This window comes from Paraburkholderia sp. 32, from assembly GCF_050435345.1.
Classification (GTDB): domain Bacteria; phylum Pseudomonadota; class Gammaproteobacteria; order Burkholderiales; family Burkholderiaceae; genus Paraburkholderia; species Paraburkholderia tuberum.
Genome location: NZ_JBNDKD010000001.1, coordinates 658,439 through 684,711, shown reverse-complemented (window position 1 = coordinate 684,711; position 26,273 = coordinate 658,439). Strand labels below are relative to the sequence as shown.

Sequence of the window (26,273 nt, the reverse complement as noted above, 5' to 3'; positions counted from 1 at the left end):
AATCAAGAATTCATCGAGCTTTCAGCGCCTATACTGACAACTTTTGTTGCCGGAGCCCGTCGCTTTGATCCAGGTTGTCGCTCTTATCGGTGCAATGTTTCTGGTTGCACTCAACGGCTTTTTCGTCGCCGCCGAATTCGGTCTGGTCAAACTGCGGCAGACCCGCGTGCAAAGCCTTGCCACCCAGCATGGCATGCGCGGACGTCTGCTCGCGAAGGTGCACGGACAGCTCGACGCGTATCTGTCGGCGTGTCAGCTCGGCATCACGCTCGCGTCGCTCGGCCTCGGCTGGATCGGCGAACCGGCGTTCGCGCAACTGCTGATGCCGCTTTTCACCGTGATCGGCGTCGAGTCCGAGAAGCTGATGCATGGCATTTCACTGTTCTTCGCGTTTTCGTGTATTTCGTTCCTGCATATCGTGGTCGGCGAACTCGCGCCGAAGTCGCTCGCGATTCGCGAGGCGGAGAAAATTTCGCTGTGGACCGCGACGCCGCTGTACGGTTTCTACTGGGCCATGTACCCGGCCATCTGGCTGCTCAACACGAGCGCGAACGCGGTGCTGAAGGCCGCGGGGCTCGATACCGACCAGGGTCACGACTCGCATTACTCGACCGAGGAACTCAAGCTGATCCTGCGCGGCCGCCGCGCGAACGTCGCGAGCGAACTCGGTGCGTCGACCGGCGCGTACAGCCAGGACGAATGGAACACGATCGCGCACTCGCTCGACTTCTCGCGAATGACCGTATCGGACCTGATGCGGCCGTCGCATGAAATGGTGTGCCTGCGGCGCGATCTACCGTTGCGCGACAACATGCAGGTGGTCGCGCGGCACCGCTTCAGCCGCTATCCGCTGTTCGAGGATGCATCCGGCGAACGCGTGGCCGGCATGATCCATCTGAAGGACCTGCTGCTCGCGCGCCAGGCGGGCAGCACGCTCGACGACCTGTCGCGCTACGTCCGCCCCGTGCAGTACGTGAAGCCGGACATGCCGGCTCTCGATCTGTTCCGGCGCTTTCGCAAGGGCGCGCCGCACTTCGCGCTGGTCGGCCACAAGAACGCGAAACCGATCGGCTTCCTGACGCTCGACAACCTGCTCGGCGCGCTGGTCGGGCAGATCCACGATGAATTCCGCCAGGGCGACGCCGACTGGACCCGCATGGACGACGGCACGCTGATGGGCAAGGGCAGCTTGCCGGTGGTGTCGCTCGAACGTGCTCTGGGTATCGACATCGATGAAGGCAAGGCCGAATCGGTGGGCGGGCTCGTGATCCAGGCGCTCAACGATCTGCCGAGCGAAGGGCAGCGCGTCGAGTTCGAAGACTTCGACGTCGTGGTCAAGAAGATGAAGGGACCGCGCATCGTGCTCGTGCGCGTGTATCCGAAGCTGTTCGACGACGAGGGCGGTTGAGGGCCGAGCCAACCCGAAGCCTCAACCCTTTTTAGCCGCCTCAGCTTCGAGGTACCCCATCCTCAACCAACACCGCGACCGGCATCGCGGCGAGCGCGTCGCGCAGATACAGCAGCCCGTGATCGTCGACTTTCGGCGCGGCGGGGCTCAGCCAATCGAACAGCGCACGCGCCGACAGATCGGGCGGCATTTCGATGGCCGTATCCGCCCATTGCGCCGGCTCGACGAGCGGCAGACCAGCATCATCGCCAAGCAGTCGCGCGGCCAACCGGCTGGCAATCACCACGGCCCACGCATTGCCATGCCGCCGCGCGAACGCGATCACACTCGACGCATGCGCGCCGCGCACCGTGAGCGGCAGATACGCGCCCTGACTCAGTAGCTCCGGCAGATGCGCGCGCAACGCCAGCACGCGCTGGATCACCGCGAGCTTTACGCGCCCGTCGCGCCAGTCCGCCAGAAATTCCGACGGCGGCGTTTGCGTCTGCGGCAGCCACGCCTCGCGTTTCGCGAAATCGACGGGGCGCCGATTGTCCGGATCGACGAGGCTGAAGTCCCACAGCTCGGTGCCTTGATAAAGATCAGGGATCCCAGGCGACGCGACGCGCAACACCGTCTGCTGCAGGCTGTTGAGCGCGCCCGCGCGACCAATGCGCTCGACGAACGCCGACAGCTCCTTCAGAAAGGCGTCGCGCCGCTGCGGCGCAAGGATGCCGAACAGGAATTCGCGGCAGCCGGCTTCGTAGGCTTCGTCGGGCGCGAGCCAGCTGGTTTGCAGCTTCGCCTCGCGCAGCGCCTTCAACTGCCATTGCGCGACCCGCTCGGCCAACTCCTTGACGCCGGCTTCGTCGTCGGCGCGCAGCGGCGGCGGCCAGCAGCCCACCAGCGTTTGATACAGCATCGCCTCGGCGGCGGGGCCGGGAGCCCATGCGTCGCTCTTGTCCTGGCTCACGCTGTTGATCGGCGTGCCGTCGAGCGCTCGACGCTGCGGCGCGTTCAACGTCGACCATGCACGCAACGTCGCGCCCCATTCGTCGGCGATCTCGCTGAGCACCGCGAGCCGCGCGCGCACATCTTCACCGCGCTTGTGATCGTGCGTGGCGGTCGCAAGCATCGCATGAGGAAAACGTTGCGCGCGCTCGAGATTGCCCGCATGAAACTGCTCCACCGACAGCGCGAACTCGCCCGGGTCCGAGCCGACTTCGTTGCGCGACAGCAGACGGCCGTAGCGATAGCACGCGGTGTCCTCGATCGCCTTGGCGGCGAGCGGCGCGGTCAGCTGCGAAAACAGCGTTTGCGCGCTGCGCCGGGACGAGCCCGCATGCGGCGACGCTCCGCCGCCTTGCGCCTGCTGCTGCGACTGCGCGCCGGGCCGCGCGGGCGGGGCCTCTTCGGCGCTGCCGCCGAGCCACGCATTCACGCGCTCGAGCGCTGCATGGTCCGAGCGCGGCAGCGAAGCGCGCGCGCCCGCGAGCGCCTCCTCGAAATAGACGTTGTCGGCGGCGCTGCGCAGTCCGCCCAGCGGATACATGCGGTACACGGGGAAATGCACGACCAGTTCGGTCAGCACGCGGCGCAGCGCCGGGTACGTGAAGTCGCGCGTGCTCAGCGAGTCGCGTGCGATCCGATGCAGCGCGCGCGCCGCGCGGTCCAGTTCCGCCGAGAAGTTTTCCGCGAGAATCTTGCGCCGCGCCGCGTGCGCTTCATCGGCGAAGCGCGCGCTGCGGCCGGTGAGCTCGGCCCACGTACCGGCGAGCGGGTCCGCGCCGGCCGGATCGTGCAGCAGCGCGCCGACGTCGTTCATGAAGTCGTAGCCCGTCGTGCCGTCGACGGGCCAGTCGTCGCGCAACGGCTCGCCACGGCCGAGAATCTTCTCCACCACCACATACGGCGCGGTGTCGCGCAACTCGCTGAGCCGTTGGCGCAAACGCTGGCAGTATTCGCGCGGCTCGGCGAGCCCGTCGATGTGATCGATCCGCAAGCCGTCGACGAGCCCTTCGCGATAGAGGCGAAAGATCAGCGCGTGCACCGCCTCGAACACCTCGGGCCGCTCGACGCGCACGCCGGCGAGCGTCGAGATGTCGAAGAAGCGCCGCCAGTTCACTTCGTCGGAGGCGGTGCGCCACCACGCGAGCCGGAAATGCTGCCGCTCGATCAGCCGATGCAGCCGGTCGCGCGTGACCGGATCCTCAGGCGCGTAAGTCTCCAGCACGAACTCGATCGCCGACTCGCCTTCGCGCGCGACGAACTCGCGCAGCGCGTCGCGCGCCTCGGCGGCGCGCGGCTGATCGGCGGGCTGCGTGGTGAGCCCCTGAAAGCGATTCGCGAGCGCGCTCAGATCGGCGCGGTCGGCGCCTTGCAGGATCGCCGCGTAATCGACCGGGCAGATCGGGAACACGTGCGGACCGTAGCCGATATGAAAGCGTCCGCTGTCGGCCTCGAAATGCAGCCCGATGCGGCCCGCCGCCAGTTCTTCGCCGTACGACGCGCCGAGCGTCGGCAGCAGCACCTTGCCGCGCAGCGCGGGATCGGGCGAATGCCAGTCGACGTCGAAATGACGCGCATACGCGCTGTGGCGGCCCCATTCGAGGATGTCGAGCCACCACGCGTTGCTCGACCCGCCGACGCCCATATGATTCGGCACCATGTCGACGATGAGCCCCATGTCGTGCGCGCGCAGCTTGTCGACGAGGTGCTTCAGGCCCGCCTCGCCGCCGTATTCGGCACTGACCTCGGTGTAATCGACGGTGTCGTAGCCGTGCATCGAGCCGGGCTCGGCCGTCGTGATCGGCGACGCGTACAGGTGGCTGATGCCGAGCGCGGCGAAGTAGTCGATGTGCCGCGCGGCGTCGTCGAACGTGAAGCCTCGATGGAACTGGAGGCGCAGTGTGGAGCGTGGAACGGTCATGGCGTGTCAGGCTCCGCGGAAGTGTTGGATGAACGCGCGGCGGCGCGGCGCGCGCCGTCGACAGCCAGCAGGCGGTCGGTGAACACGGGGTCGTCGAACATCGCGTCGACGGGCAGCGTCATGCGGCGGCGCCAGTTCGGATGTTCGTCGATCGAGCCCGGCAGGTTCGGCTGCTCGTCGAGCGCGAGCAGGTCTTCGAGCGGAAACGTGACGAGCGGCCCGGGTGTCGCGGCGACGAATGCGAGCGCTTCGTCGACCGGCGCGTTGTCGGCGTCCGGCGGCGCGACCTCGGGCGCGGCCACGCCCGCTTGCTGGAACGCGCGCCACAAGTCGGCGCGCTGCTGCGCGCGCTCTTCGAGCGCCGCTTCCTCGGGATCGCGCCCGTCGGCGCGCGCCATCGTCTGGCCGATGCGGTTGCGCCACATGATGTCGCTGCCGCGCCACCAGCCGGCGACGGTCGGCAGATCGTGCGTGGTCGTCGTGCCGACCGCGTACCGGTCCCAATCGGCCGGCGCCTTGAAGCCGTTGCCGTCGGCGGCGCCTTCGAACCACAGCACGCGAATCCCCTCGATGCCGTGCTCGTCGAGCCGCTCCCGAAACCCGGACGGCACGGTGCCGAGGTCCTCGCCGATCACGATCGAGCGATGCCGCCACGATTCGAGCGCGATCAGCCGCAGCAGGTCTTCGAACGGATAGCGCAGATATGCGCCATTGCGCGCGCTTTCGCCTTCGGGCACGAGCCACAGACGCCGCAAGCCGAGGATGTGATCGATGCGGATGCCGCCGGCATGCGCGAACGCCGCGCGCAGCATGTCGATGAACGCGGCGAAGCCTTGTGTGCGCATCGCGCGCGGCGAAAAGGTCGTGAGTCCCCACGACTGGCCGGCCTGGTTGAAGAGATCGGGCGGCGCGCCGACCGACACGCCCTGCAGCATGTCGTCGGGATAGGACCATGCATGACTGCCGGCGCTGTCGCAACCCACCGCGAGATCGGCGATCAGGCCGACCGCCATGCCGGCTTCGCGCGCGGTGTGCTGAGCGTGCAACAGGCCGCGCGATGCCAGCCACTGCAGGAACAGATGAAAGTCGACCTCGTCGCGATGCGCGGCGGCGAACGCCTCGACCTCGGGGCTGCGTGGGTCGCGCAACGCATCGGGCCAGTTGCGCCAATGGCCGTCGCCGCCTTGCGCGAGCTGCGCGGCCTGCAGCGCTTCGAAGCGCGCATGATCTTCGAGCGCGCGCCCCGCGCGTTCGCAGAAGCCGTGAAATTCGAGCGCGCGCGGCGAGTGCTGCGGGCGCTCGTTGGCGCTGAACTGCTCGTAAAGCGCGCGCAAAACCGTGAGCTTCAGCGGGGTCGCGTGCGGCCAATCGATCAGAGGCAGCTCTTCGTATTTGGACCACGCGTTGCCGGCCTGCGCCGATGCGGACGCGGACGCATCCGCGCCGAACACCGCGGCCGGATCGATATGCGTGACGTTGAGCCATAAACGCGACGACGGCGCGTACGGGCTGAAGCGCTCGGGCTGCGCGCTGAACATCGCGTGGGTCGGACTGACGGCGAGCGCGTGCGCGCCGCGCTGCGCGCCGTGCCGCGCAAGCTGCGCGAGCGCCGTGTAGTCGCCGATGCCGCCGTCGCCGGTGCGGCGCAAGCCATACAGTTGCGCGGCGATGCCCCACAGCGGCGGCGCGGGCGGCGCGGCTTCGCGTTCGCCTTCTCCGCCGCCGCCGTGCAGCGTGCGCCATGCGTCGGCGACGGTGTAGCAGCGCGGCGGCGCGACCGCGAGCGTCATGCGCTGGTCGTTGATCACGAGCGTGTGATAGCCGGTTTCGTCGATCGGCGCGAGCAGCGCTTCCTCGCCTTTCGGCGCGGTAAAGCGGCCGTCGATGATCGAGCCGCTCTCCAGCTCGATCCGGTAATGGCTGCCCGACCTGACCGCGGCCGCGGGCAGCGCGATGCCACGCCCGATCACCGCGGTCATCAGCGGCGGCAGCCTACGGCCCGATAGTTCGGCCTCCAGAGCAGCGGCGCTGTGGCGGATATCCGTGGCGTTGCCGCACGGCAGACCCATGCGTTCGAGCAGCGTGCCAAGAGTCTTCTCCGGCACGTGCTGCGTATGATGGTGCGCGTCCTGCCACTCCACCTCGAAGCCTGCGCGGGTGGCGAGCGCGGCAAGCCTGTCGTTGGGGCGTCGGGTCGTCACGCGCGCTGCTCCTCGTGCGATGCGATGCGCGCATCGTGGCGGCTCGCGAATTCGTTGATGTCGCCGGTCAGCCACGCGATGCACGCATGCGCGGGCAACACCCGCGCGTCGGCCTGTTCGCGCGCGCGCGGCGGTGTTTCGAAAATGATCTTGCCGTCGGGGATGGCGTCGAACGCGACGTTCTGCTGCGACAGATTCAGCGCGATCGACAGCGTTTCGCCATCGCCGAGTTTCCAGCGCGCGATCAGCGCGTTCGCGTCGCCGCCGCCGGCATCGCGCAGCACGGTCGCGCCGCACGCCTTCGTATGTTTCAGGCGCGGCGTGATCAGCTTCGCGCGCACCGCGAGCGCGGACTTGTAGTAATGCATCCAGTCGAGCCGATCCGGCGTCGGCTGTACATCGGGCGCGGGTGGCGACGAGGCGGCGAAGGTCTGGGCATCGTTCGGATCGGGAATCTGCGCGCGGCGTTTCTCATCGCTGAACGCGGCAAAGCGGGCGAATTCACGGCGTCGCCCTTCGCGCACGGCGTCGGCGAGATCGCCGGTGTAATCGGTGAAAAACAGGAACGGTTGCGTCGAACCATGCTCCTCGTCCATGAACAGCAGCGGAATTTGCGGCGACAGCAACAGCAACGCGGTCGCGGCGCGCAGCGCGTCATCCGAGGTCAGCTTGCGCAGACGTTCGCCGAACGCACGGTTGCCGATCTGATCGTGGTTCTGCAAAAACATCACGAACGACGTCGGCGGCAGATGCGCGCTCGCTTCGCCACGCGGCGCACCATCGTGCAGCGGCGACGGCTCGCCCTGATACGCGAAGCCTTCGGCCAGCACTCGCGCGAGCCGGCGAATCGGTTCGTTGGCATACGCGTGGTAATAGCCTTCGGTTTCGCCGGTCAGCAGCACGTGCAGCGTGTTGTGCGCGTCGTCGTTCCATTGCGCGTCGAAATGCGCGCCGAGCAGGCTCGCGCGGTTGTGCTCGTTTTCGACCACCAGATGCACGTGACGGCCCTGCTGCACGCGCGCGCGAATATGGTCCGACAGCTCGCGCAGCCACCCGGGATTGTCGATCGCATGCACCGCATCGAAGCGCAGTCCGTCGAAGCGGTACTCGTTGATCCAGTAGACGGCGTTGTCGGTGAAGAAGTCGCTGACTTCGCTGCGCTCGAAGTCGATCGCGGGGCCCCACGGCGTGTTCACGCCTGCGCGGAAAAACGGCTCCGCGTAACTATGCAGATAGTTGCCGTCCGGTCCGAAGTGGTTGTAGACGACGTCGAGAAACACCATCAGGCCCACACCATGCGCGGCGTCGATCAGCGCCTTCAGTTCTTCGGGGCGGCCGTATGCGGAGTCGGGCGCGTACGGCAACACGCCGTCGTAACCCCAGTTGCGACGACCGGGAAAGTCGTTCAACGGCATCAGTTCGATGGCGGTGACGCCGAGCGCGGCGAGCTCGGGCAGGCGCTTTTGCACGCCCGCATACCCGCCCATCGCACCGACGTGCAATTCGTACAGCACCGTTTCTTCCCAGGGCCGGCCGTGCCATTCGGTGTGTTCCCAATGGTAGGCGCGCGGATCGATGACCTCGCTCGGGCCGTGCACGTCCCGCGGCTGGAACCGCGAGGCCGGATCGGGCACCGCCTGCCCGTCGTCGAGCTGGAACCGATACAGCGTGCCCCCGCCGCTCTCCACGGTGGTCTCGAACCAGCCGTTGCCGGTCGGAGCCATGTCGTGCGTGCCTTGCGCGGGGCCGTTTTCGACCACCACCTGCACGCTGCTGCACGACGGTGCCCAAAAACGGAACCGCGTGCGCGGTCGCGTGCCGCTCGCGCCGATCAACTGCGCGCTGAACGGCAGGCAGTGCGCGTAATGATGCGTGTGAGGATCAATCGGACTTTCAGACATGTCTTCACCATTCGAATCTGCTAACGAGCCTGGACGGCAATGCGACGCAACGCAAGCAGGCATTGCGTCGCAACATTCTTGCCACCCCGGCTGCGGCGCGATTTGTCCATGCTCGAACCAGGTCGCCGCAGTGCATCGTTCATTGCGAACCAACATCGTTTGCGGTCTGCGCGCCCGGATCGGGCGGCAGCGCGGTCAACAGCCGCGGCCCGTGCTGCGCGCCAGCCACCCAGCCGGCTTGCCAATCCGCTTCACCGGTCGGTTGCGCGGCGAGTATCACGAGGCCGTGCGCGGCGACCTCGAGTTCGGCCGTCGCGAGCCGCTGCGGCGCGCGTTCCGGATCGGCCGTGTCTAACAGCACATGCCATTCCAGGTGCGGCGCGGGAGGCGCGAACTGCAGCGGTTCCTCGTGAGCGTTGAGCATCAGTAACAATACTTCGGTTTCGCCATTCAGGCCCGGACCCGCGCGACGCAACGTGAACGCGCGTCCCTCCGGGTCCTGCCACGCTTCGATCGTCAGCGGATCGCCGTGTTCGTCGAACCAGCCGACGTCGAACAGGCCGGGCAGCACTTCGCGGTCGCCGAACAGAAAGCGCGTTTCACGCAGCAGCGGATGGCGCTTGCGCAATCCGATCACGCGCGCGACGAACTCGGTCATGCGCTGACCTTCCGGCGAATCCGCGAGGTCCCAGTCGATCCAGGATAGGTCGTTATCCTGACAGTACGCATTGTTGTTGCCGCGCTGCGTGCGCAGCGCTTCGTCGCCGGCCAGCAGCATCGGCGTGCCGAGCGTGATCATCAGTGTCGCGATCAGCGAGCGCGACACGCGACGGCGGGTCGCGAGGATCGCGGGGTCGTCGGTCGCGCCTTCGAGACCCCAATTGCGGCTGCAATTCTCGTTGTGGCCGTCGTTGTTGTCTTCCAGGTTGGCTTCGTTGTGCTTCTGCTCGTACGCGGTGACATCGGCCAAGGTGAAGCCGTCATGCGACGTGACGAAGTTGATCGACGCCCACGGCTTGCGATGCCGCCGGTTGAACAGATCGGCCGAACCGGTCAGGCGCGCGGCGAGGTCGGGCCGCAGGCCGGCATCGCCACGCCAGAAACGTCGCACCGTGTCACGGAAACGGTCGTTCCATTCGCTGAATCCCGGCGGATGATTGCCGAGCTGATAGCCGCCAGGGCCGAGATCCCATGGCTCGGAAATCAGCTTGCGTTGCGATAGCACCGGGTCCTGGCGCAACGCGTCGAACAGGCCCGAGCCCGGATCGAAGCCGTGGCTTTCGCGCCCGAGCGTCACGCCGAGATCGAAACGAAAGCCGTCGATATTGAACGCGGTCGACCAGTAGCGCAGTGAATCCATCACCATCTGCAGCACGCGCGGATGCGGCAGATTGACCGTGTTGCCGCAGCCCGTGTCGTTGATATGGTGACGCTCGTCGCCGGGAATCAGCCGGTAATAGCTGGCATTGTCGAGGCCGCGCCATGAAATGGTCGGGCCCATCTCATTGCTTTCGCAAGTGTGGTTGTAGACCACGTCGAGAATCACCTCGATGCCGGCCGCGTGCAGCTGGCGCACGGCGATGCGCATTTCGTCGAGCCGGTGCGTGCTCAGATAGGTCGGCTCCGGCGCGAAGAACGCCGCCGTGTTGTAGCCCCAGTAATTGCGCAGGCCGCGCTCCACGAGGAAGCGGTCGTTCAGAAACGCGTGCACGGGCAGCAGCTCGACCGCGGTCACGCCGAGCTTCAGCAAATGGTCGATGAACTCCGGCGACGCGAGCGCCGCGAACGTGCCGCGTTCATGCTGGCGCAGATCGGAGCGCAGCATCGACGCGCCGCGCAAGTGCGTTTCGTAGATCACGGTCTCGCCCCACGGCACGTCGGGCCGCCTGTCGTGCGACGAGTCGAACGCCTCGTCGATCACGACGCACTTGGGCATCGCGGGCGCGGAATCGCGCCGGTCGATTGAAAGGTCCGCGCGATTCGAATGCACGCGATAGCCGAACAGCGCGTCGGACCAGCGAAACTGCCCGACGAGCTTGCGCGCATACGGGTCGAGCAGCAGCTTGTGCGGATTGAAACGATGCCCGAAATGCGGCTGATACGGCCCATGCGCGCGAAAGCCGTACGCGGTGCCCGGATGCGCGTTCGGCAGATAGCCGTGCCAGATCTCGTCGGTGCATTCGGGCATGGTGAAGCGGCGAATCTCCTTGCGGCCGGTTGAGTCGAACAGGCATAGCTCGATTTTCTGCGCATTGGCCGAGAACACCGCGAAGTTGACGCCCAGCCCATCCCAGTTCGCGCCGAGCGGATACGGCGAGCCGGGCAGCAACCGCTCGGGCAACGCATGCGACATGATTTCCCTTTCCTGTTCTGATTGTCGAGCTGGAGCTCGGGTCTGCCTGGGTCTTCATGCAACGGGCGCGCGGCGGCTGCCTGTGCGCCGCGCGCCCGGGTTACGGCACGTTTTCTCAGTCCGCGCGCAATACGATCGTCGCGAGCGGGGGCAAGATCAGCGCGGCGGAATGTGGCCTGCCGTGGCTCGATACATGGTCGGAATGGATCAGCCCGCCGTTGCCCATGTTCGAGCCGCCATACACGCCTGCATCGGTATTCAGCACTTCCACCCAGCGTCCGCCGCGCGGCATGCCGAGCCGATAGCCGAGCCGCGGCACCGGCGTCATGTTGCACACCACGACGAACTCCTGGCCCGCGCCGTCGGTGCGCCGATAGGCGAACACGCTGTTGCCGCTGTCGTCGCCGATCAACCATTCGAAGCCGCCCGGTTCGCTGTCGAGCAGATGCAGCGCGGGCTCGTTGCGGTACAGATGGTTCAGGTCGCGCACCAGTAATTGCACGCCGTGGTGGTTCGAATCGTCGAGAAGATGCCAATGCGGCGAGCCGTCATGGTCGAACTCCGCCATCTGGCCGAATTCGCCGCCCATGAACAGCAGCTTCTTGCCTGGGTGCGTCCACATGAAACCGAAGTACGCGCGCAGATTAGCGAAACGCTGCCAGCGGTCGCCGGGCATCTTGCCGAGCAGCGAGCCCTTGCCGTGCACCACCTCGTCGTGCGAAAGCGGCAGCACGAAGTGCTCGGAATATGCGTACACCATGCCGAACGTCATGTTGTGGTGGTGATACTGGCGATACATCGGGTCTTCGTGCATGTAGTGCAGGGTGTCGTGCATCCAGCCCATGTTCCACTTGAAGTCGAAGCCGAGGCCGCCGTCCGCGAGGCGCGCGGTCACGCCCGGCCATGCGGTCGATTCCTCGGCGACCGTGATCGCGCCGGGCGCGCCCGGCACATAGCGGACCTCGTGATTCAAGCGCTTCAGGAACGCGATCGATTCGAGATTCTCGCGGCCGCCATAGATGTTCGGCACCCACTCGCCGGCCGCACGGGAGTAGTCGCGATACAGCATCGACGCGACCGCATCGACGCGCAGGCCGTCGACGTGATAGCGCTTCAACCACGCGAGCCCCGACGCGATCAGGAACGCGCTGACCTCGTTGCGGCCGAGGTTGTAGATCATCGTGTTCCAGTCCTGGTGATAGCCTTCGCGCGGATCGGCATGCTCGTAGAGCGGCGTGCCGTCGAAATCGATCAGGCCATGCGCGTCGTTCGGGAAATGCGCGGGCACCCAGTCGAGAATCACGCCGAGCCCTGCTTCGTGCGCGCGATCGACGAAACGCGCGAACTGCTCGGGCTTGCCGAAGCGCGCGGACGGCGCGAACTGCCCGAGCGGCTGATAGCCCCACGAACCGCCGAACGGATGCTCGGCGATCGGCAGAAATTCGATGTGCGTGAAGCCCATGCTCTTCGCATACGGGATCAGCCGCTCGGCGAGCTCTTCCCAGACGAGACCACGTTGGCCTTCCTCGGCGACGCGCAGCCACGACTCCGCGTGCACTTCGTAGATCGTGATCGGCGTGCGCGCGGTCTGCTTGTCGGCGCGCGACTGGATCCACTCGTGATCGCTCCATGGAAACTGCTCGATCTCGTCGACGTGTGCGACGATCGATGCGGTGCCCGGCGGCTTTTCCGTCTGCATCGCGCACGGGTCGGCCTTCAGCGGCAGCGGATGGCCGTCGCGCGACAGCAGCTCGTACTTGTAGCGCGTGCCGGCGCCGACGCGCGGCACGAACAGCTCCCACACGCCCGCCTGGTGACGCAGCCGCATCGGATGGCGGCGGCCGTCCCACGCATTGAAGTCGCCGACCACCGACACGCGCCGCGCATTCGGCGCCCACACCGCAAAGCGCACGCCCGGCACACCGTCGACGTCGACCGGCCGCGCGCCCAGACATTCGAGCACCGCGTACGGATCACCGCGCGCGAGACGTTCGAGCGGTTCGTCGCCGAGCACCGGAGCAAACGAATAGGTATCCTCCACTTCCTGCACCACACCATGCCAGTCGATGCGCAAGCGATACGGCATCGCCGACGTGATGCGGCCCGCGAACAGGCCAGGGCGCAGTTGTTCGAGTTCGCCGAGCGTCGCGCCATCAGCGCGCGAAATCACGGTGACGTGCGCGGCGTTCGGCAGCAGCGCGCGCACGATCGGCCCCGCGTCCGTCTGATGCAGCCCGAGCTGCGAAAACGGATCGGGGTGACGCGCTTCGACGAGCGCGTCGATATCGACGGGTTGAAGGCCTGCGGCCGGATCATGCTCACTCATAGTCGCCCTCGGCCGGGTTAGGCGGCGTGGCCGCGCCAGGCGCCTGGGTTGACGGAACGCTGTGCGGCGGCGCACCGGTGTCGCCGAGCAGCCGGCTCACGAGCGCCGCGAGGCCGCGCACCGGCAAGCCGAGCCACGCCGGTCGGTTGGCCGCTTCGTAGCGGATTTCGTAGGCGGCCTTCTCGATCAGGAACAGATCGAGCAGCGCTTCCTCGGATTCGGGCGCGACGAGCGGTGTCGGCGACTGCGCGGCGGCCGCGCGATATTCCGCGAGGAACGCGCTGGTCGCGTGCGCGCGGAAGCGTTCGAACAGCGCGCGCTTGCGATCGGCGGTCTGTTGCGGCGCGCCTTCGGTGGTCGATTGCGCGGCTGCGCTCGCATACGAGAACGAGCGCATCAGACCGGCCACGTCACGCAACGGGCTCGATTTCTGGCGACGCTCGTCGAGCGAACGCGCGGGCTCGCCCTCGAAGTCGATCAGGTACGCGTCGCCGTGCGCGACCAGTACCTGGCCGAGATGGAAGTCGCCATGGATGCGGATGCGCAACGCGCCCGCGTCGCCCGGCACCAGCTTGTCGACGGCCTCGACGAGCGCGGCGCGGCGATCGATCAGACTTTGCGCAAGCCCCTTCGTGTCCGCGTCGCTCATGTCCGCGATGCGCGGCGCGAGCAGATCGAGCGCGGCCGCGAGCATCGTCTGCGCCGCCTCGACCCATGCCTTCACCTGTTTGGCGTTGGCCGGTTCCGGCGCGAACGCGGGGTCGTCGCTCGGCGTGGCGAGCGCGACGTGCAACTCGCCGAGCCGGCGGCCGATGATGCCCGCGAGTTCGCCGTAACCGTCCAGCAGAATCGACTCGTTCGTGCGATCGGGTACTGTCTGCGTTTCGGTGTCGATCGCGATCGCGAGTTCGTCGACCGAGCGGCGCAGATAGTCGAGCGACCAGTTCCACGCATCGCCCTGATTGTCGATAAAGCCCTGCAGGATCGCGAGCGTATGCGGCACGCCCTCGGGATCGACGCGCACCACTTCGCCATACAGCGGCGCGGTGTTCGCATAGCCGAGCTGCGTCAGATAGCGGCTGATTTCCGCTTCCGGATGGATGCCGCTGACGAGCCGCCGCACCAGCTTCAGCACCGCGGCATCGGCGACGATCAGCGAGCTGTTGCTTTGTTCGGCCGCGAGCCAGCGAATCTCGGGCCGCTCGCCGAGAGCGTCGAGTTCGGCGAAGCGCTCGGTCGGCAGGAACTTGATCTCGCTCTTCTGCACGGTCGGCACGACCGCGCGCTCGCGCAGCTTGCGCAGCACGTTGTGCGCGAAGATCGGCAGCGAGAACGCGTCGGTCAGATGGCCGACGGTGCGGCCGCGCCGCACGCGCGCAAGCGCCAATTGCAGGAACAGCGGCGTGGTGGTTTCGCCGCCCCATGTGAGCGCGATCGGTACCACGTAGCGTTCGGTGTGGTTGCCGACGTCCACTTCGATTTCGGTGAACGCGAAGCCGCCGTTCGGGATCGTGGTCAGCGCGGCGAGCCGCACCGCGTGCATCTTCTGATCTTTCGACGCGAACCAGCGGCGCCGGCTCAGCCACGACGGCAGCACCTCGGATTCCAGCAGCCGCACGTTTTCGGGAGTCGGCCCGGTCTGCCCTTCGCGGATCACGATCGTGACGAACTCGGGCAGCGGCACGGAATGCGCCTGCGCCCATGTCGGCCGCCCGCCGCCTTCGCACAGCATGAACCACAGGAAGCCGTAGGGCGGGAACGTCAGCAGATAGGTCAGCTGACCGATCGCGGGGAACACCGAATCGGCGGTCATCTCGATCGGCACGAAGCCGTTGAATTCTGACAGTTCGAGCTCGACCGCCTGCGGCGCGCGCGACAGATTCGCGACGCACAGGATCGGCGCCGCGCCGGGCATCTCGCGCAGATACGCGAGAATCTTGCGGTTTTCAGGCTTCAAAAAGCGGATCGTGCCGCGTCCGAAGGTCTGCTTCGCGCGCCGCGTCGCAAGCATGCGGCGGGTCCAGTTCAGCAGCGAATGCGGGTCGCGGCTCTGCGCTTCGACGTTGACCGCGTCGAAGCCGTACAGCGTACCCATCACGGGCGGCAGCACCAGTTGCTCAGGGTCGGCGCGCGAGAAGCCGCCGTTGCGATCCGACGACCACTGCATCGGCGTGCGCACGCCGTCGCGGTCGCCGAGGTGGATGTTGTCGCCCATGCCGAGTTCGTCGCCGTAGTAGATGACCGGCGTGCCGGGCATCGACAGCAGCAGCGAGTTGATCAGCTCGATGCGGCGGCGGTCGCGCTCCATCAGCGGCGCGAGACGGCGGCGAATACCGAGATTCAAACGTGCGCGGCGATCGCTCGCATAGGTGTTCCACAAATAGTCACGCTCGGAATCGGTGACCATTTCGAGCGTCAGCTCGTCGTGATTGCGCAGGAAGATCGCCCACTGGTTCGATTCGGGGAGTTCCGGTGTCTGCTTCATGATGTCGGTGATCGGGAAGCGGTCTTCGCTCGCGATCGACATGTAGATGCGCGGCATCAGCGGGAAGTGGAACGCCATATGGCATTCGTCTTCGTTGCCGAAATACTCCTTCACGTCCTCGGGCCACTGGTTCGCCTCGGCGAGCAGCATCCGGTTCGGGTACTCGGCGTCGATGGTCGCGCGAATCCGCTTCAGGACCTCGTGCGTCTCAGGCAGGTTCTCGTTGTTGGTGCCTTCACGTTCGACGAGGTATGGCACCGCATCGAGCCGCAGCCCGTCGATGCCCATGTCGAGCCAGAAACGCATCACCTGCAGCACCTCTTTCAACACCGCCGGATTGTCGAAGTTCAGATCGGGCTGGTGCGAGTAGAAGCGGTGCCAGTAGTACGCGCCCGCAACCGGATCGTGCGTCCAGTTCGACGGCTCCGAGTCGATGAAGATGATGCGAGTCTCCGGGTACTTCTGATCGGTATCGGACCACACGTAGTAGTTGCGATAGTTCGAGCCGGGCTTCGCGCGCCGCGCGCGCTGGAACCACGGGTGCTGATCCGACGTGTGGTTGATGACGAGCTCGGTGATCACGCGGATGCCGCGCGCGTGCGCTTCCTGGATGAAGCGCCGCACGTCCGCGAGCTGACCGTAGTCGGGATGCACGTTGCGGTAGTCGGCGATGTCGTAGCCGTCGTCGCGGCGTGGCGACGGATAGAACGGCAGCAGCCAGATCGCGTTGACGCCGAGCTCGGCGATGTAGTCGAGCTTGGCCATCAGACCGGGGAAATCGCCGACGCCGTCGTTGTTCCCATCGAAGAACGACTTGATGTGCACCTGATAGATGATCGCGTCCTTGTACCACAGCGGATCGTCGCTGAGGGCCGCGGGTTTGCCGCGGCGGCGCGTGCGTACCTTCGCCGCGGTGCCGACGGCCACGGCCGTTTGCGCCTCGTGCGCGGTTTGGGCTGGATCGTCGCGCTTCATGTTCCACCTTCCATCCAGGTTGGGTTGACAGCGTCTGCGTGAGGAGCGCTGTCGGGATCGTGGTCGCTGTCCTCGGGGCGATCGGCGGGCAGGCCGCCTGGCGGCGCGATGCGCCAGATCGAGAACGGTTGGCCCGAGCCGAGCCGCACGTGTTGCCAGCGTCCGTGCCATTCGAAGCGTGCGCCGGTCATCTGGTCGATCACTTCGAGCGTGGCGTGATCGTGTAGATGCCAGCGCTGGAACGTGTCCCACGACAACTCGATGTCCGCGCCCTGTTCGTTGAACGGATCGAGATTGATCGCGACGACGATCACGTTGTCGCGCGATTCGGTCGCTTTCTCGAAGCACAGGATGTAGTCGTTGTGCGCGGCGAGGAACGTGAGACCGAGATGCGTTTGCAGCGCCGGATTCGCGCGACGGATGCGGTTCAGTGCGGTGATCTCGCCGACGATATTGCCGGGCCGGTGCCAGTCCCACGCCCGCAACTGATACTTTTCGGAGTCCAGATACTCTTCGCTGTTCGGCAGCGCGGTGGCCTCGCACAGTTCGAAGCCGCTATACACGCCCCACAGGCCGGCCAGTGTCGCGGCCAGCGCCGCGCGGATCAGAAAGCCCGTGCGTCCCTGCGATTGCAGATGGCGCGGGTTGATGTCCGGCGTATTGACGAAGAAGTTCGGCCGATAGAAATCGCGCGCGCCGGTCTGCGTGAGTTCGCCCATGTACTCGGTGAAATCGCGCTTCGACTCGCGCCACGTGAAGTACGTGTACGACTGCGAAAAGCCGATCTTGCCGAGCCGGTTCATCATGCGCGGCCGCGTGAAGGCTTCGGCGAGAAAGATCGTGTCGGGGTGGCGCGCGCGCACGTCGGCGATCATCCATTCCCAGAATGGCAGCGGCTTGGTGTGCGGATTGTCGACGCGGAAGATGCGCACGCCCGCGTCGACCCAGAACAGGATCACGTCGCGCAATGCGAGCCACAGACCGGGCTTGGCGTCGTGCGCGTAGAAGTCCGGGTTGACGATGTCCTGATACTTCTTCGGCGGATTCTCGGCGTAGCGCAGCGTGCCGTCGGGGCGCCACGCGAACCACGTCGGATGCTCCTTCAGCCACGGGTGATCGGGCGAGCACTGGATCGCGAAGTCGAGCGCGATCTCGAGGCCATGCGCATGCGCGGCGGCGAGCATCGCCTTGAAATCGTCGAGCGTGCCGAGTTGCGGATGCACGGCGGTGTGACCGCCCTCGGCGGCGCCGATCGCATAGGGACTGCCCACATCGCCCGGCTGCGTGGTCAGCGTGTTGTTGCGGCCCTTGCGGTTCGCGAGGCCGATCGGGTGGATCGGCGGGAAGTACAGCACGTCGAAGCCCATGTCGCGGATGCGCGGCAGCTTCGCGCTCACGTCCGCGAACGTGCCGTGGCGCGACTCGTCGTCGCTCATCGAGCGCGGGAAGATCTCGTACCAGCTCGCGAAATAGGCGGCCGTGCGTTCCGCGTCGATCTTGTAGATCACGGGGTCGCGGCTCAGAAACGGGCGATGGCGCGCGGCGGTCATTGCCTTCGCTGTGGCGGGCGCGAGAATCACTGCGAGCTTCTGTTCGGCGTCGGCCTTCTGGAAGTCGCGCACGATGTGTTCGAGCGGCTCCTTGTCGGCGCCTTCGGTCGTCTCGACTTCGGCGAGCACGAGCGCGAACAGATGCGCGGCTTCGTCGAGTTCTATCTCGACGGTCTGGTTCGCCTTCAGCTTCTTCTGGATGTGCTCGACGAGCGACGCGAAGTCGTCGCGCCACGCGATCACGGTGAACTCGTAGCGGCCGATCCGCTCGAGCGGAATGCGCGCGCTCCACAAGTCGAGCCCGGCCGGCGGCGCGGGCGACATCAGTTCTTCGTGCCACGCGGTTTCGTCGGCCGCGCGCCACAGCACGGCAGCCGCGATCTTGTCGTGACCTTCGGCGAAGATCGCCGCGCGAATTTCCGCGCGCTCGCCGACGCTGCGCTTGGCCGCGAAGCGACCGTTCTCCACCGACGGCGACACGCTCTCGATCGCGACGCGCGGCGCTTCGATCGCCTCGAGCACTGTCTTGCGGCCGCTGCGCTTGCTGTTCGCCTTGTCGATGGGCGGCGCGAGGCAGATCGGCTGTTCCGCGAACGCGCGCAGCAGCCGCACCGCACCGGGCGCGAGCGCGAACGGCACGAGTGCCGCGGGTTCGGTTCGGCCGCGCGCGTCGAGCGGCGCGAAGCGCGTAAAGCTGCCCGGCACGCCCGCGAGGAAGCGCGCGGGATCGACACGCACTGGCGCGCCGAGCTCGGGATTCACGACGATCAGAACGGCTTCGCTGGCGTCGCGCAGATCGGCTGCGTCGCCGCGCAGCAGAACCGCGGCCGATGCGCCGGGGCCGCTCAATGGGCGCAATTCACCGTTCGCGTGCAGTGTCGGCGTGTTGCGCGCGAAGTCGTTGGCCTGGGTGACGGCGGCGCTCAGATCGAAGCGGCGCGACTGCGCGGCGCGGGCGAACTGCGCGGCGTCGCCGCGCGTTTGCGACATCGGTTCGGCGATGCCGTATTCGAAGCCCATCGGCATCATCCAGCCGCTGCCCAATGCAACCGACGTGAACAGCGCGCGTCGATACGCCCGCTCGACGATCGCCGCATCATGCACGTCGCTCAGCTCGGCGGCGAGGCGGGTACCGTACGGTGCTTCGGGAAAGGCGATGGGCGCACCAACGCGCGCGAGCGCCGCATGCTCCTCGGCCATCCAGCTCGAACGGAAATCCCACCAGCGCACCGACGAAAACGCGCTGTCGAAGCCGGCTGCTTCGAGACTGGGCAGATCGCCGCGCGACAGGCCCGGCGTTGCCGCGAGAAAGCGCACGCGCGGATGCTTCGCGCGCACTTCATCGCCGAGGTGCCGCCATACGGCAGCCGGCACGCGATGCGGCGAATCGAAACGGAAGCCGCCGACACCCGCCTCGGCGAGCGCGAGCAGTTGCTGGGTCCACCAGACGCTCAGCGAGGCACTCGTCGCGGGGTCGTCGAAATTCGCGTAGGCAACGTTGTCTTCGCGATGCACGTGGCGCGGATCGAGCCGTGCGAGCTCGGACTCACGCGCGTGAAACCAGTCCGAATGCTCGCTGTACAGCACGCCGTCGGCGGCCATGCGGTCGATCACGAGATCGACCAGCAGCGTCAGGTTGTTGCGGCGCGCGGCATCGGCGAGCATGCGCACGGCGTCGTGCACCGAATGCTGCGCCTCGAACACCGGATGCAGCCGAGCGTGATTGCCGACCACCTGGCCATGGCCGGCCTGGCCGGGCTCGAACAGCCCGCCGATCAACGCATGATCGAAGCCGAGCCCGGCCGCATGAGCGAACTGCGCGGGCCAGGCATCGAGGGGCCCGACGAGAAGAGAATGAAAAAAGTAAATCCGCGGCGCGTACCCGTTTGGAGATTCCATCGGTCGTTTCCAGAGTTGTCCTGCTGCGGTGTGGATGCACTTGGCATGCGATCACAGCGCTCATTGGGCTTCCCGAGCCGGATACCGCGCGATGCGTCAGCGGGGGCACCTACTGGTCAATGTAGTGCAAAGATCGTCGCGCCGCTGGCCAGTCGCGGGTGCTTTGACGCCAGACGCCGGTCTCGCGGGACTGGTCGTCACTCGTCGCGGAAAGGAGCAAACCGTGTGCCAACGCGCGGGCAGCCGGGCACCGCGCTAGCGCGGAAACGGGGAGGTTACGGTGAGATGGCGGGTGCCGAAGGTGCGCGCGCGCACGGAGCGCGCGCAAAAATGCGGGCATTGTTACGCACGCCGCGGGTGGCCGGCATGTAAAACGGGGTGGTGTGGGGCCGGTTTTACACGGGCGGCCCGCGTTGCACGGAATGCGGTTCAAGCGGACGCGTGAAGCCTGGGTGCCGCTCGCGTGGCAGCCATGTGGCACGCGCGTGGCATTCGCATGAAATTCATCCGAACGCCGCGCAGCGGCCGTGTCACGAACCCAGCAGCCCCGCCGCGATGTTCACGCACAGGCCGAGCACCGCGACGTTGAAGTAGAACGACAGGACCGATTGGGCGAGCGTCGCGCGGCGAATTTCGCGTGAGCGCAACACGACATCGGAAGTCTGCGACGCGACCGCGATCGTGAACGAGTAGTACAGGAAGTCCCAGTAGTTCGGCAGCAAATGGTGATCGGGAAACTTCAACGCGGTCTCTTGCGCGTCGGTGTCGAAGTAGAGGCGCGCGTAGTGCAGCGTGAAGATCGTCGGAATCAGAAACCATGCGCCGATCAGCGTCAGACCGGTCAGCAGGTAGTGCCAGACGGTCGTTGCGCCCCCCGCGCCCTTGGCCGACGCGAGTTCGAGCACGATCGCGGCGACGCTCGCGATCGTCGCGACGCAGATGACGACCAGCACGACGCCCGCGTTTTCGTCGTCGCGCATCGCGTATTCGCGCACGCGGTGCTCGTCGGCAAGAGCCATATGCGCCCAGATCATCAGCAGGTAGCTCCAGATCGCCGCGTCCCAGCCGATCAGTGTGCGGGCGATCGGACTCGTATGACCGGGCACGAGGAACGCGACGACGATCCCGATCACGAGGCCGATCACCGTGCGGGGCCGATTGCGAAGAAGCTGGGGATAGTAGTTGATGGACATGGACTCGATGAACGACGAAGTGTAGGGCAGTCGGTGTCGCGGATTCTACGCGTGCAACGCGGACCGATTGTCGAATGGTGGGTCACAGGCTATAGTCTTTCGCGGCGGCCTTGCGCGCCGCTTTCAGTTGAAAGGCGATTGGTAGATAACGGCAGCAATCGTTGCGATCATGCATGCAACTCCACACATGCTGCGCGCGTGAATCACGCGCACGGATACGAGACCGCTGAAGCGGCGTAAGACCAGGTTTGGGGAAGAGCAAACGAAGCGGCAGGCGAACGGCATCATGCCCTCGCCGCGCTGCTCGTCGAGAACGACTCATCATCTGGAGCCCCCATGACAGATGTTCCTGAGGATAACGATGCGCATCCCCACGTGACGCATCGGCAAGGAGCGAAGTCTTATCGCAATGCCACATGGTTCACCGGCTTGCCGCCGTCGTTTTCCGCTTCGCGCAGGGCCTGGGTGCTCGGCTCGTGCGCGACGGCCGCGGCGCTCGCGTTCGCCGGCGCGAGCCGTTCGCTGTCGTGGATCGCGCCCGCCTTCGCCGATACGCGGCCAGCCGGGGGCGGACTCGATGCCTTCCTCGCGCTTTCGCAACACCTCACCGGTCGCAGCAGTTTCGATACCGTGCTTGGCCAACGTGTCTACGATGCGCTGTCGCGTGCCGATAACCAGTTCGCGCAGAACGTCGCGGCGCTCAACACGTGGCTGCAAGGCCACGGCGGCGTGCCGTCCGATACGGTCACGCAGGCGCTGCAGACCGACCAGCCCGCGCTCGCGAAAACGGTCGGCGCGATCATGCGCGCGTGGTACCTGGGCCTCGTCGGCGACATGCCGCACGTCCAGGTGATCGCGTATGAAAAGGCGCTGATGTTCGAGCCCGTGCAAGACGTGCTCACGATTCCCTCCTATTGCCGCGACGTGCCGTTCTACTGGACGCAGAAGCCGACGCCCGCGTGAGCCGCGCGAGCCCGCGAGCGGGCCACGCCAGCCAGCAGCGCAACCAGCACGCCGGACCCGCAAGCGTCGCACGAACAAAGCCCGCAACAGGCAGGGCATCGAAGAGAGAAACGATGGCAAACACACAATCCGCCGATATCGTCGTGATCGGCTCCGGCGTCGCCGGCAGTCTGGTTGCGCATCAGCTGGCGCTGGCGGGCGCGTCGGTGATCCTGCTCGAAGCGGGGCCGCGCATTCCGCGCTGGCAGATCGTCGAGAACTTCCGCAACTCGCCGGCCAAGTCCGACTTCGCGACGCCGTATCCGTCGACGCCTTACGCGCCGCATCCCGAGTACGCGCCCGCGAATAACTACCTGATCCAGAAGGGCGATTATCCGTACAACTCACAATACGTGCGGCTCGTCGGCGGCACGACCTGGCACTGGGCGGCCGCCGCGTGGCGGCTGCTGCCGTCGGACTTCCAGTTGCGCAAGCTGTATGGCGTCGGGCGCGACTGGCCGTATCCGTACGAAACGCTCGAGCCGTGGTACGTGGCCGCCGAAGTGCAGCTCGGCGTGTCCGGTCCCGATAGTTCGATCGATCTCGGTTCGCCGCGCTCGAAGCCCTATCCGATGCAGCAGCTGCCACTGTCGTACATGGATCAGCGGTTCAGCGACGTGCTCAACGCGCAGGGCTTCAAGGTCGTGCCCGAACCGGTCGCGCGCAACAGCCGTCCGTACGATGCGCGGCCCACCTGCTGCGGCAATAACAACTGCATGCCGATCTGCCCGATCGCCGCGATGTACAACGGCGTGATTCACGCGGAGAAGGCCGAGCAGGCCGGCGCGAAACTGATTCCCGAAGCGGTCGTGTATCGCATCGAAGCGGACGACAAAGGGCTCATCACCGCGGTCCACTACAAGGACCCGAACGGCAATGGCACACGCGTCACCGGCAAGCTGTTCGTGCTCGCGGCGAACGGCATCGAAACGCCGAAGCTGATGTTGATGTCGACCTCCGACAAATTCCCGCACGGCGTCGGCAACAGCTCCGATCAGGTGGGCCGCAACCTGATGGACCATCCCGGCACCGGCGTCACGTTTCTCGCCAACGAACCGCTGTGGCCCGGCCGTGGCCCGATGGAGATGACCTCGATCGTCAACTTCCGCGACGGCGCGTTCCGCTCCGATCACGCGGCGAAGAAGCTGCATTTGTCGAATGGCGTGCCGACGATGGGGGTCACCGCCGACCTGCTGAAAAAAGGCCTGACCGGCGCCGAGCTCGACCGGCAGATTCGCGACCGCGCGGCGCGCACGCTGAACATCAACAGCTTTCACGAACATCTGCCGGAGCCGCAGAACCGCATCGTGCCGTCGGCAGATCACAAGGACGCGCTCGGGATTCCTCAGCCCGAGATCTACTACTCGATCAACGACTACGTGAAGAAGAGCGCCGCCAATACGCACGAACTGTATGCGCAGATCGCGACGCTATTCGGCGGCACCGAGGTCTCGTTCGACGACAGCTTCGCGCCCAACAATCACATCATGGGCACGACGATCATGGGCAGCGATGCGGCGAGTTCGGTCGTCGACGCGGACTGCCGCACGCACGATCATTCGAACCTGTTCATCGCGAGTAGCGGCGTGATGCCCACCGCCGCGTCGGTGAACTGCACGCTGACGATCGCTGCACTGTCGCTGAAACTGGGCGACAAGCTGAAGCGCGAAATCTGAGCGCCGACCGGAGAGCCACAATGACGAAGAAAACCTGTCGCGCGCAGCCGAACCCTGTGCTGATGCACGTCAACCAGCGCCGCCGCTTCGGCGGCGCGGCGCTCGCGGCCGCGTTTTCGCTGCTTGCGCTGTCGATAGCGTGGCACGAGTCGCACGGCCCGGACGCAGACTCGACCGACGAAATGCCGATCACCCAGGCGCGCGCCGACGACGCGGCGCAGGCTGCGGTCGGCGGCCCGGCCATGCTCGCCGGCAAGGCCGCCAATGGCGAACTCGTGAAGCGCGGCCAATACCTGACCCGTGCTGCCGATTGCGCGGCCTGCCATACGGCGGACAAGTCGCGCCCATTCGCGGGCGGCCTGCCGATCAGCACACCGTTCGGCACGATCGTGACGCCGAACATCACGCCCGATCCCGACACCGGCATCGGCCAATGGAGCGACGCCGATTTCATGCGCGCGATGCACGAAGGCATCGGCAAAGGCGGCGAGCGGCTCTATCCGGCGTTCCCGTACACCGCCTACACACGCGTGACCGAACAGGACGTGCTCGCGATTCGCGCGTATCTGAACACGCTCGCGCCGATTCACTACACGCCGCCCTCGAACAGCCTCAAGTTCCCGTTCAATCAGCGCTGGCTAATGGTGTTCTGGAACATGTTCAACTTCACCGAGGGGCGCTTCGTGCCGGACCCGAAACAGAGCCCCGAATGGAACCGAGGCGCGTATCTGGTCGAAGGGCTCGCGCATTGCGAGGAATGCCATACACCGCGCAATTTCATGCAGGGGCTGAAGTCGAGCGCGCGTTTCTCCGGTGCGGTGCAGGCCGGCTGGCATGCGTTCAATATCACGCCGGACAAGCTGAGCGGCGTCGGCGACTGGCGCGACGACGAACTCACGGCGTATCTGTCGACCGGCGCGGCGCCGAGCCGCGCAAACGCGGCCGGCCCGATGGGCGAAGTGGTCGCGAACAGCACGCAGTATCTGACGCCGGTGGATCTGCGCTCGATCGTCGTGTTCTTGCGCTCGGTGCCGGCCGTGAGCGGCGGCGACGCGCGTCCCCGTCATCAATGGGGCAAGCCGGCCAGCGACGTCACCGCCATGCGCGGCACCGCGATCACCGGCGTGAACGGCGCGCAGCTGTTCGTCGCCAATTGCGCGACCTGTCATGGCTGGACCGGGCAGGGCGTGGGCGCGAGCGCGCCGGGCGCGTATCCGTCGCTGATCCACAACTCGACGGTCGGCGCGAACGACGCCAACAATCTCGCGTTGGTCATTCTGCACGGCGTGAATCGCACGACCGCGCACGCGGACGTGCTGATGCCCGGGTTCGGCGGCCATCTCGACGACGAGCAGATCGCGGCGATCACCAACTACGTGACGAAACAGTTCGGCAATCCGCAGGCGACGATCGCGGCCGACCAGGTGGCGAAGCTGCGCACGCTGCAATAACGCGCGGGACGACTCGGGCGCGCGCCAGGAGTGACTCGCGCAAACGTGCATTTCCGGTAACGCATACCGCAAATGTGGCGTTTCAGCGTCATTTTTGCGTCGTTCGATGTCTTTCTTGCTCGATGAAGCGCGCGGATACGATAGGCACCCCGCATACGCGTGCGCGTCGGCCGCATTATCATGGTGGGATGAATTCCACCCCCGCCAACTTCGTTCAGCATCACGACGCCAACGAGGCCGGCCGCGATTTCGTGGTCGGCGATCTGCACGGCTGCGTCGACGCTTTGCGCTACCTGCTGCGTCAGATCGCGTTCGATCCGACGTGCGACCGGCTGTTTTCGGTCGGCGATCTGGTCGATCGGGGCGAGCACTCGGAGCAGGCGCTCGCGCTGCTCGAGAAGCCGTGGTTCCATGCGGTGCTCGGCAATCACGAGGACGCGCTGTGCGCGGTCGCCGACGGCCGCTTGCGGCGGCAGTGGTGGTATGGCATCGGCGGCGCGTGGGCGGCCGACGTGCCCGACGAGCGCCTGCGCTATTACGCCGAGCATCTGCGCACGCTGCCGCTCGTGCGCGTGATCGGCAGCGGCAAGGCGCGCTTCAACGTTCTGCACGCCGAATTTTTCGGCTCCGACGCCGAGCTCGACGCGGGCAATTATTCGGCCGAAACGCGCCAGCAATTGCTGTGGGGTCGCGAGCTCGCGCTGGGCAACGGCGATCCGCTGCGGCAGCGTGGGCTGTCGCTGACTTATTGCGGCCATACGCCGGTGCGCGACATCACGCAGATCGGCTCGCAAGTGTTCATCGATACGGGCGCGTTCGGGCCGGACGGCACGTTGACGATCGTGCAGCCGCAGGCGTTGCGTCGTTGGTCGATCTCGGTCGAGGCCGCGCGCGCGGAAGGGGCGGCGGAATTGGCCTTGCCTTGAACGGCTGAAGTCCCCGCGC

The 26,273-nt window shown here is 66.3% G+C and carries 13 protein-coding genes; 5 read left to right on the top strand and 8 right to left on the bottom strand.

Features of this window, described 5'->3' with window-relative positions; translation table 11 throughout:
• Positions 1 to 64 precede the first annotated feature (64 nt).
• On the top strand, positions 65 to 1,408 hold the full coding sequence (locus OKW26_RS03190) for a hemolysin family protein (RefSeq protein ID WP_184057533.1): 1,344 nt from the start codon (positions 65 to 67) through the stop codon (positions 1,406 to 1,408).
• 40 nt (positions 1,409 to 1,448) lie between these two features.
• Here OKW26_RS03190 and treY read toward each other — a convergent pair whose 3' ends face one another.
• The 8 genes from treY to OKW26_RS03150 form a co-directional block, all read right to left on the bottom strand.
• Positions 1,449 to 4,316, bottom strand: a complete 2,868-nt coding sequence (gene treY, locus OKW26_RS03185) for a malto-oligosyltrehalose synthase (RefSeq protein WP_429352659.1) — start codon at positions 4,314 to 4,316, stop codon at positions 1,449 to 1,451.
• Positions 4,313 to 6,517 (bottom strand): 4-alpha-glucanotransferase, encoded by a 2,205-nt coding sequence (gene malQ, locus OKW26_RS03180; protein ID WP_429352658.1) that lies wholly within the window; start codon positions 6,515 to 6,517, stop codon positions 4,313 to 4,315. The genes treY and malQ overlap by 4 nt, the downstream gene beginning before the upstream one ends.
• Positions 6,514 to 8,418 carry a malto-oligosyltrehalose trehalohydrolase gene (gene treZ / locus OKW26_RS03175; RefSeq protein ID WP_429352657.1) on the bottom strand — a complete coding sequence of 635 codons (1,905 nt, stop codon included), beginning with the start codon at positions 8,416 to 8,418 and terminating at the stop codon, positions 6,514 to 6,516. Before treZ ends, malQ begins: the two co-directional genes overlap by 4 nt.
• Positions 8,419 to 8,557: 139 nt before the next feature.
• Positions 8,558 to 10,771 (bottom strand): glycogen debranching protein GlgX, encoded by a 2,214-nt coding sequence (gene glgX, locus OKW26_RS03170; RefSeq protein ID WP_429352656.1) that lies wholly within the window; start codon positions 10,769 to 10,771, stop codon positions 8,558 to 8,560.
• A gap of 115 nt (positions 10,772 to 10,886) precedes the next feature.
• A complete protein-coding gene (gene glgB, locus OKW26_RS03165; protein ID WP_429352655.1) occupies positions 10,887 to 13,097 on the bottom strand; it encodes a 1,4-alpha-glucan branching protein GlgB in 2,211 nt (736 codons plus the stop codon).
• Positions 13,090 to 16,557, bottom strand: coding sequence for a maltose alpha-D-glucosyltransferase (gene treS / locus OKW26_RS03160; protein ID WP_429352654.1), 3,468 nt, complete (start codon positions 16,555 to 16,557; stop codon positions 13,090 to 13,092). Before treS ends, glgB begins: the two co-directional genes overlap by 8 nt.
• Positions 16,554 to 20,006: a maltotransferase domain-containing protein gene (locus OKW26_RS03155; RefSeq protein WP_429352653.1), complete on the bottom strand. Its 3,453-nt coding sequence runs from the start codon at positions 20,004 to 20,006 to the stop codon at positions 16,554 to 16,556. The genes treS and OKW26_RS03155 overlap by 4 nt, the downstream gene beginning before the upstream one ends.
• A gap of 530 nt (positions 20,007 to 20,536) precedes the next feature.
• Positions 20,537 to 21,199 (bottom strand): DUF1345 domain-containing protein, encoded by a 663-nt coding sequence (locus OKW26_RS03150; protein WP_184057517.1) that lies wholly within the window; start codon positions 21,197 to 21,199, stop codon positions 20,537 to 20,539.
• A gap of 336 nt (positions 21,200 to 21,535) precedes the next feature.
• On the opposite strand from OKW26_RS03150, the gene OKW26_RS03145 reads away from it, so the two are divergent.
• The 4 genes from OKW26_RS03145 to OKW26_RS03130 all read left to right on the top strand — a co-directional run bounded on the left by OKW26_RS03145 (position 21,536) and on the right by OKW26_RS03130 (position 26,254).
• Positions 21,536 to 22,162, top strand: a complete 627-nt coding sequence (locus tag OKW26_RS03145; protein WP_429352652.1) for a sugar dehydrogenase complex small subunit — start codon at positions 21,536 to 21,538, stop codon at positions 22,160 to 22,162.
• 113 nt (positions 22,163 to 22,275) lie between these two features.
• Positions 22,276 to 23,877 carry a GMC family oxidoreductase gene (locus OKW26_RS03140; RefSeq protein ID WP_429352651.1) on the top strand — a complete coding sequence of 534 codons (1,602 nt, stop codon included), beginning with the start codon at positions 22,276 to 22,278 and terminating at the stop codon, positions 23,875 to 23,877.
• Positions 23,878 to 23,897: 20 nt separating this feature from the next.
• Positions 23,898 to 25,328, top strand: coding sequence for a cytochrome c (locus OKW26_RS03135; RefSeq protein ID WP_429352650.1), 1,431 nt, complete (start codon positions 23,898 to 23,900; stop codon positions 25,326 to 25,328).
• A 188-nt stretch (positions 25,329 to 25,516) separates the two neighbouring features.
• Positions 25,517 to 26,254: a metallophosphoesterase gene (locus OKW26_RS03130; protein WP_409259238.1), complete on the top strand. Its 738-nt coding sequence runs from the start codon at positions 25,517 to 25,519 to the stop codon at positions 26,252 to 26,254.
• The last annotated feature ends 19 nt before the right edge of the window (positions 26,255 to 26,273 follow it).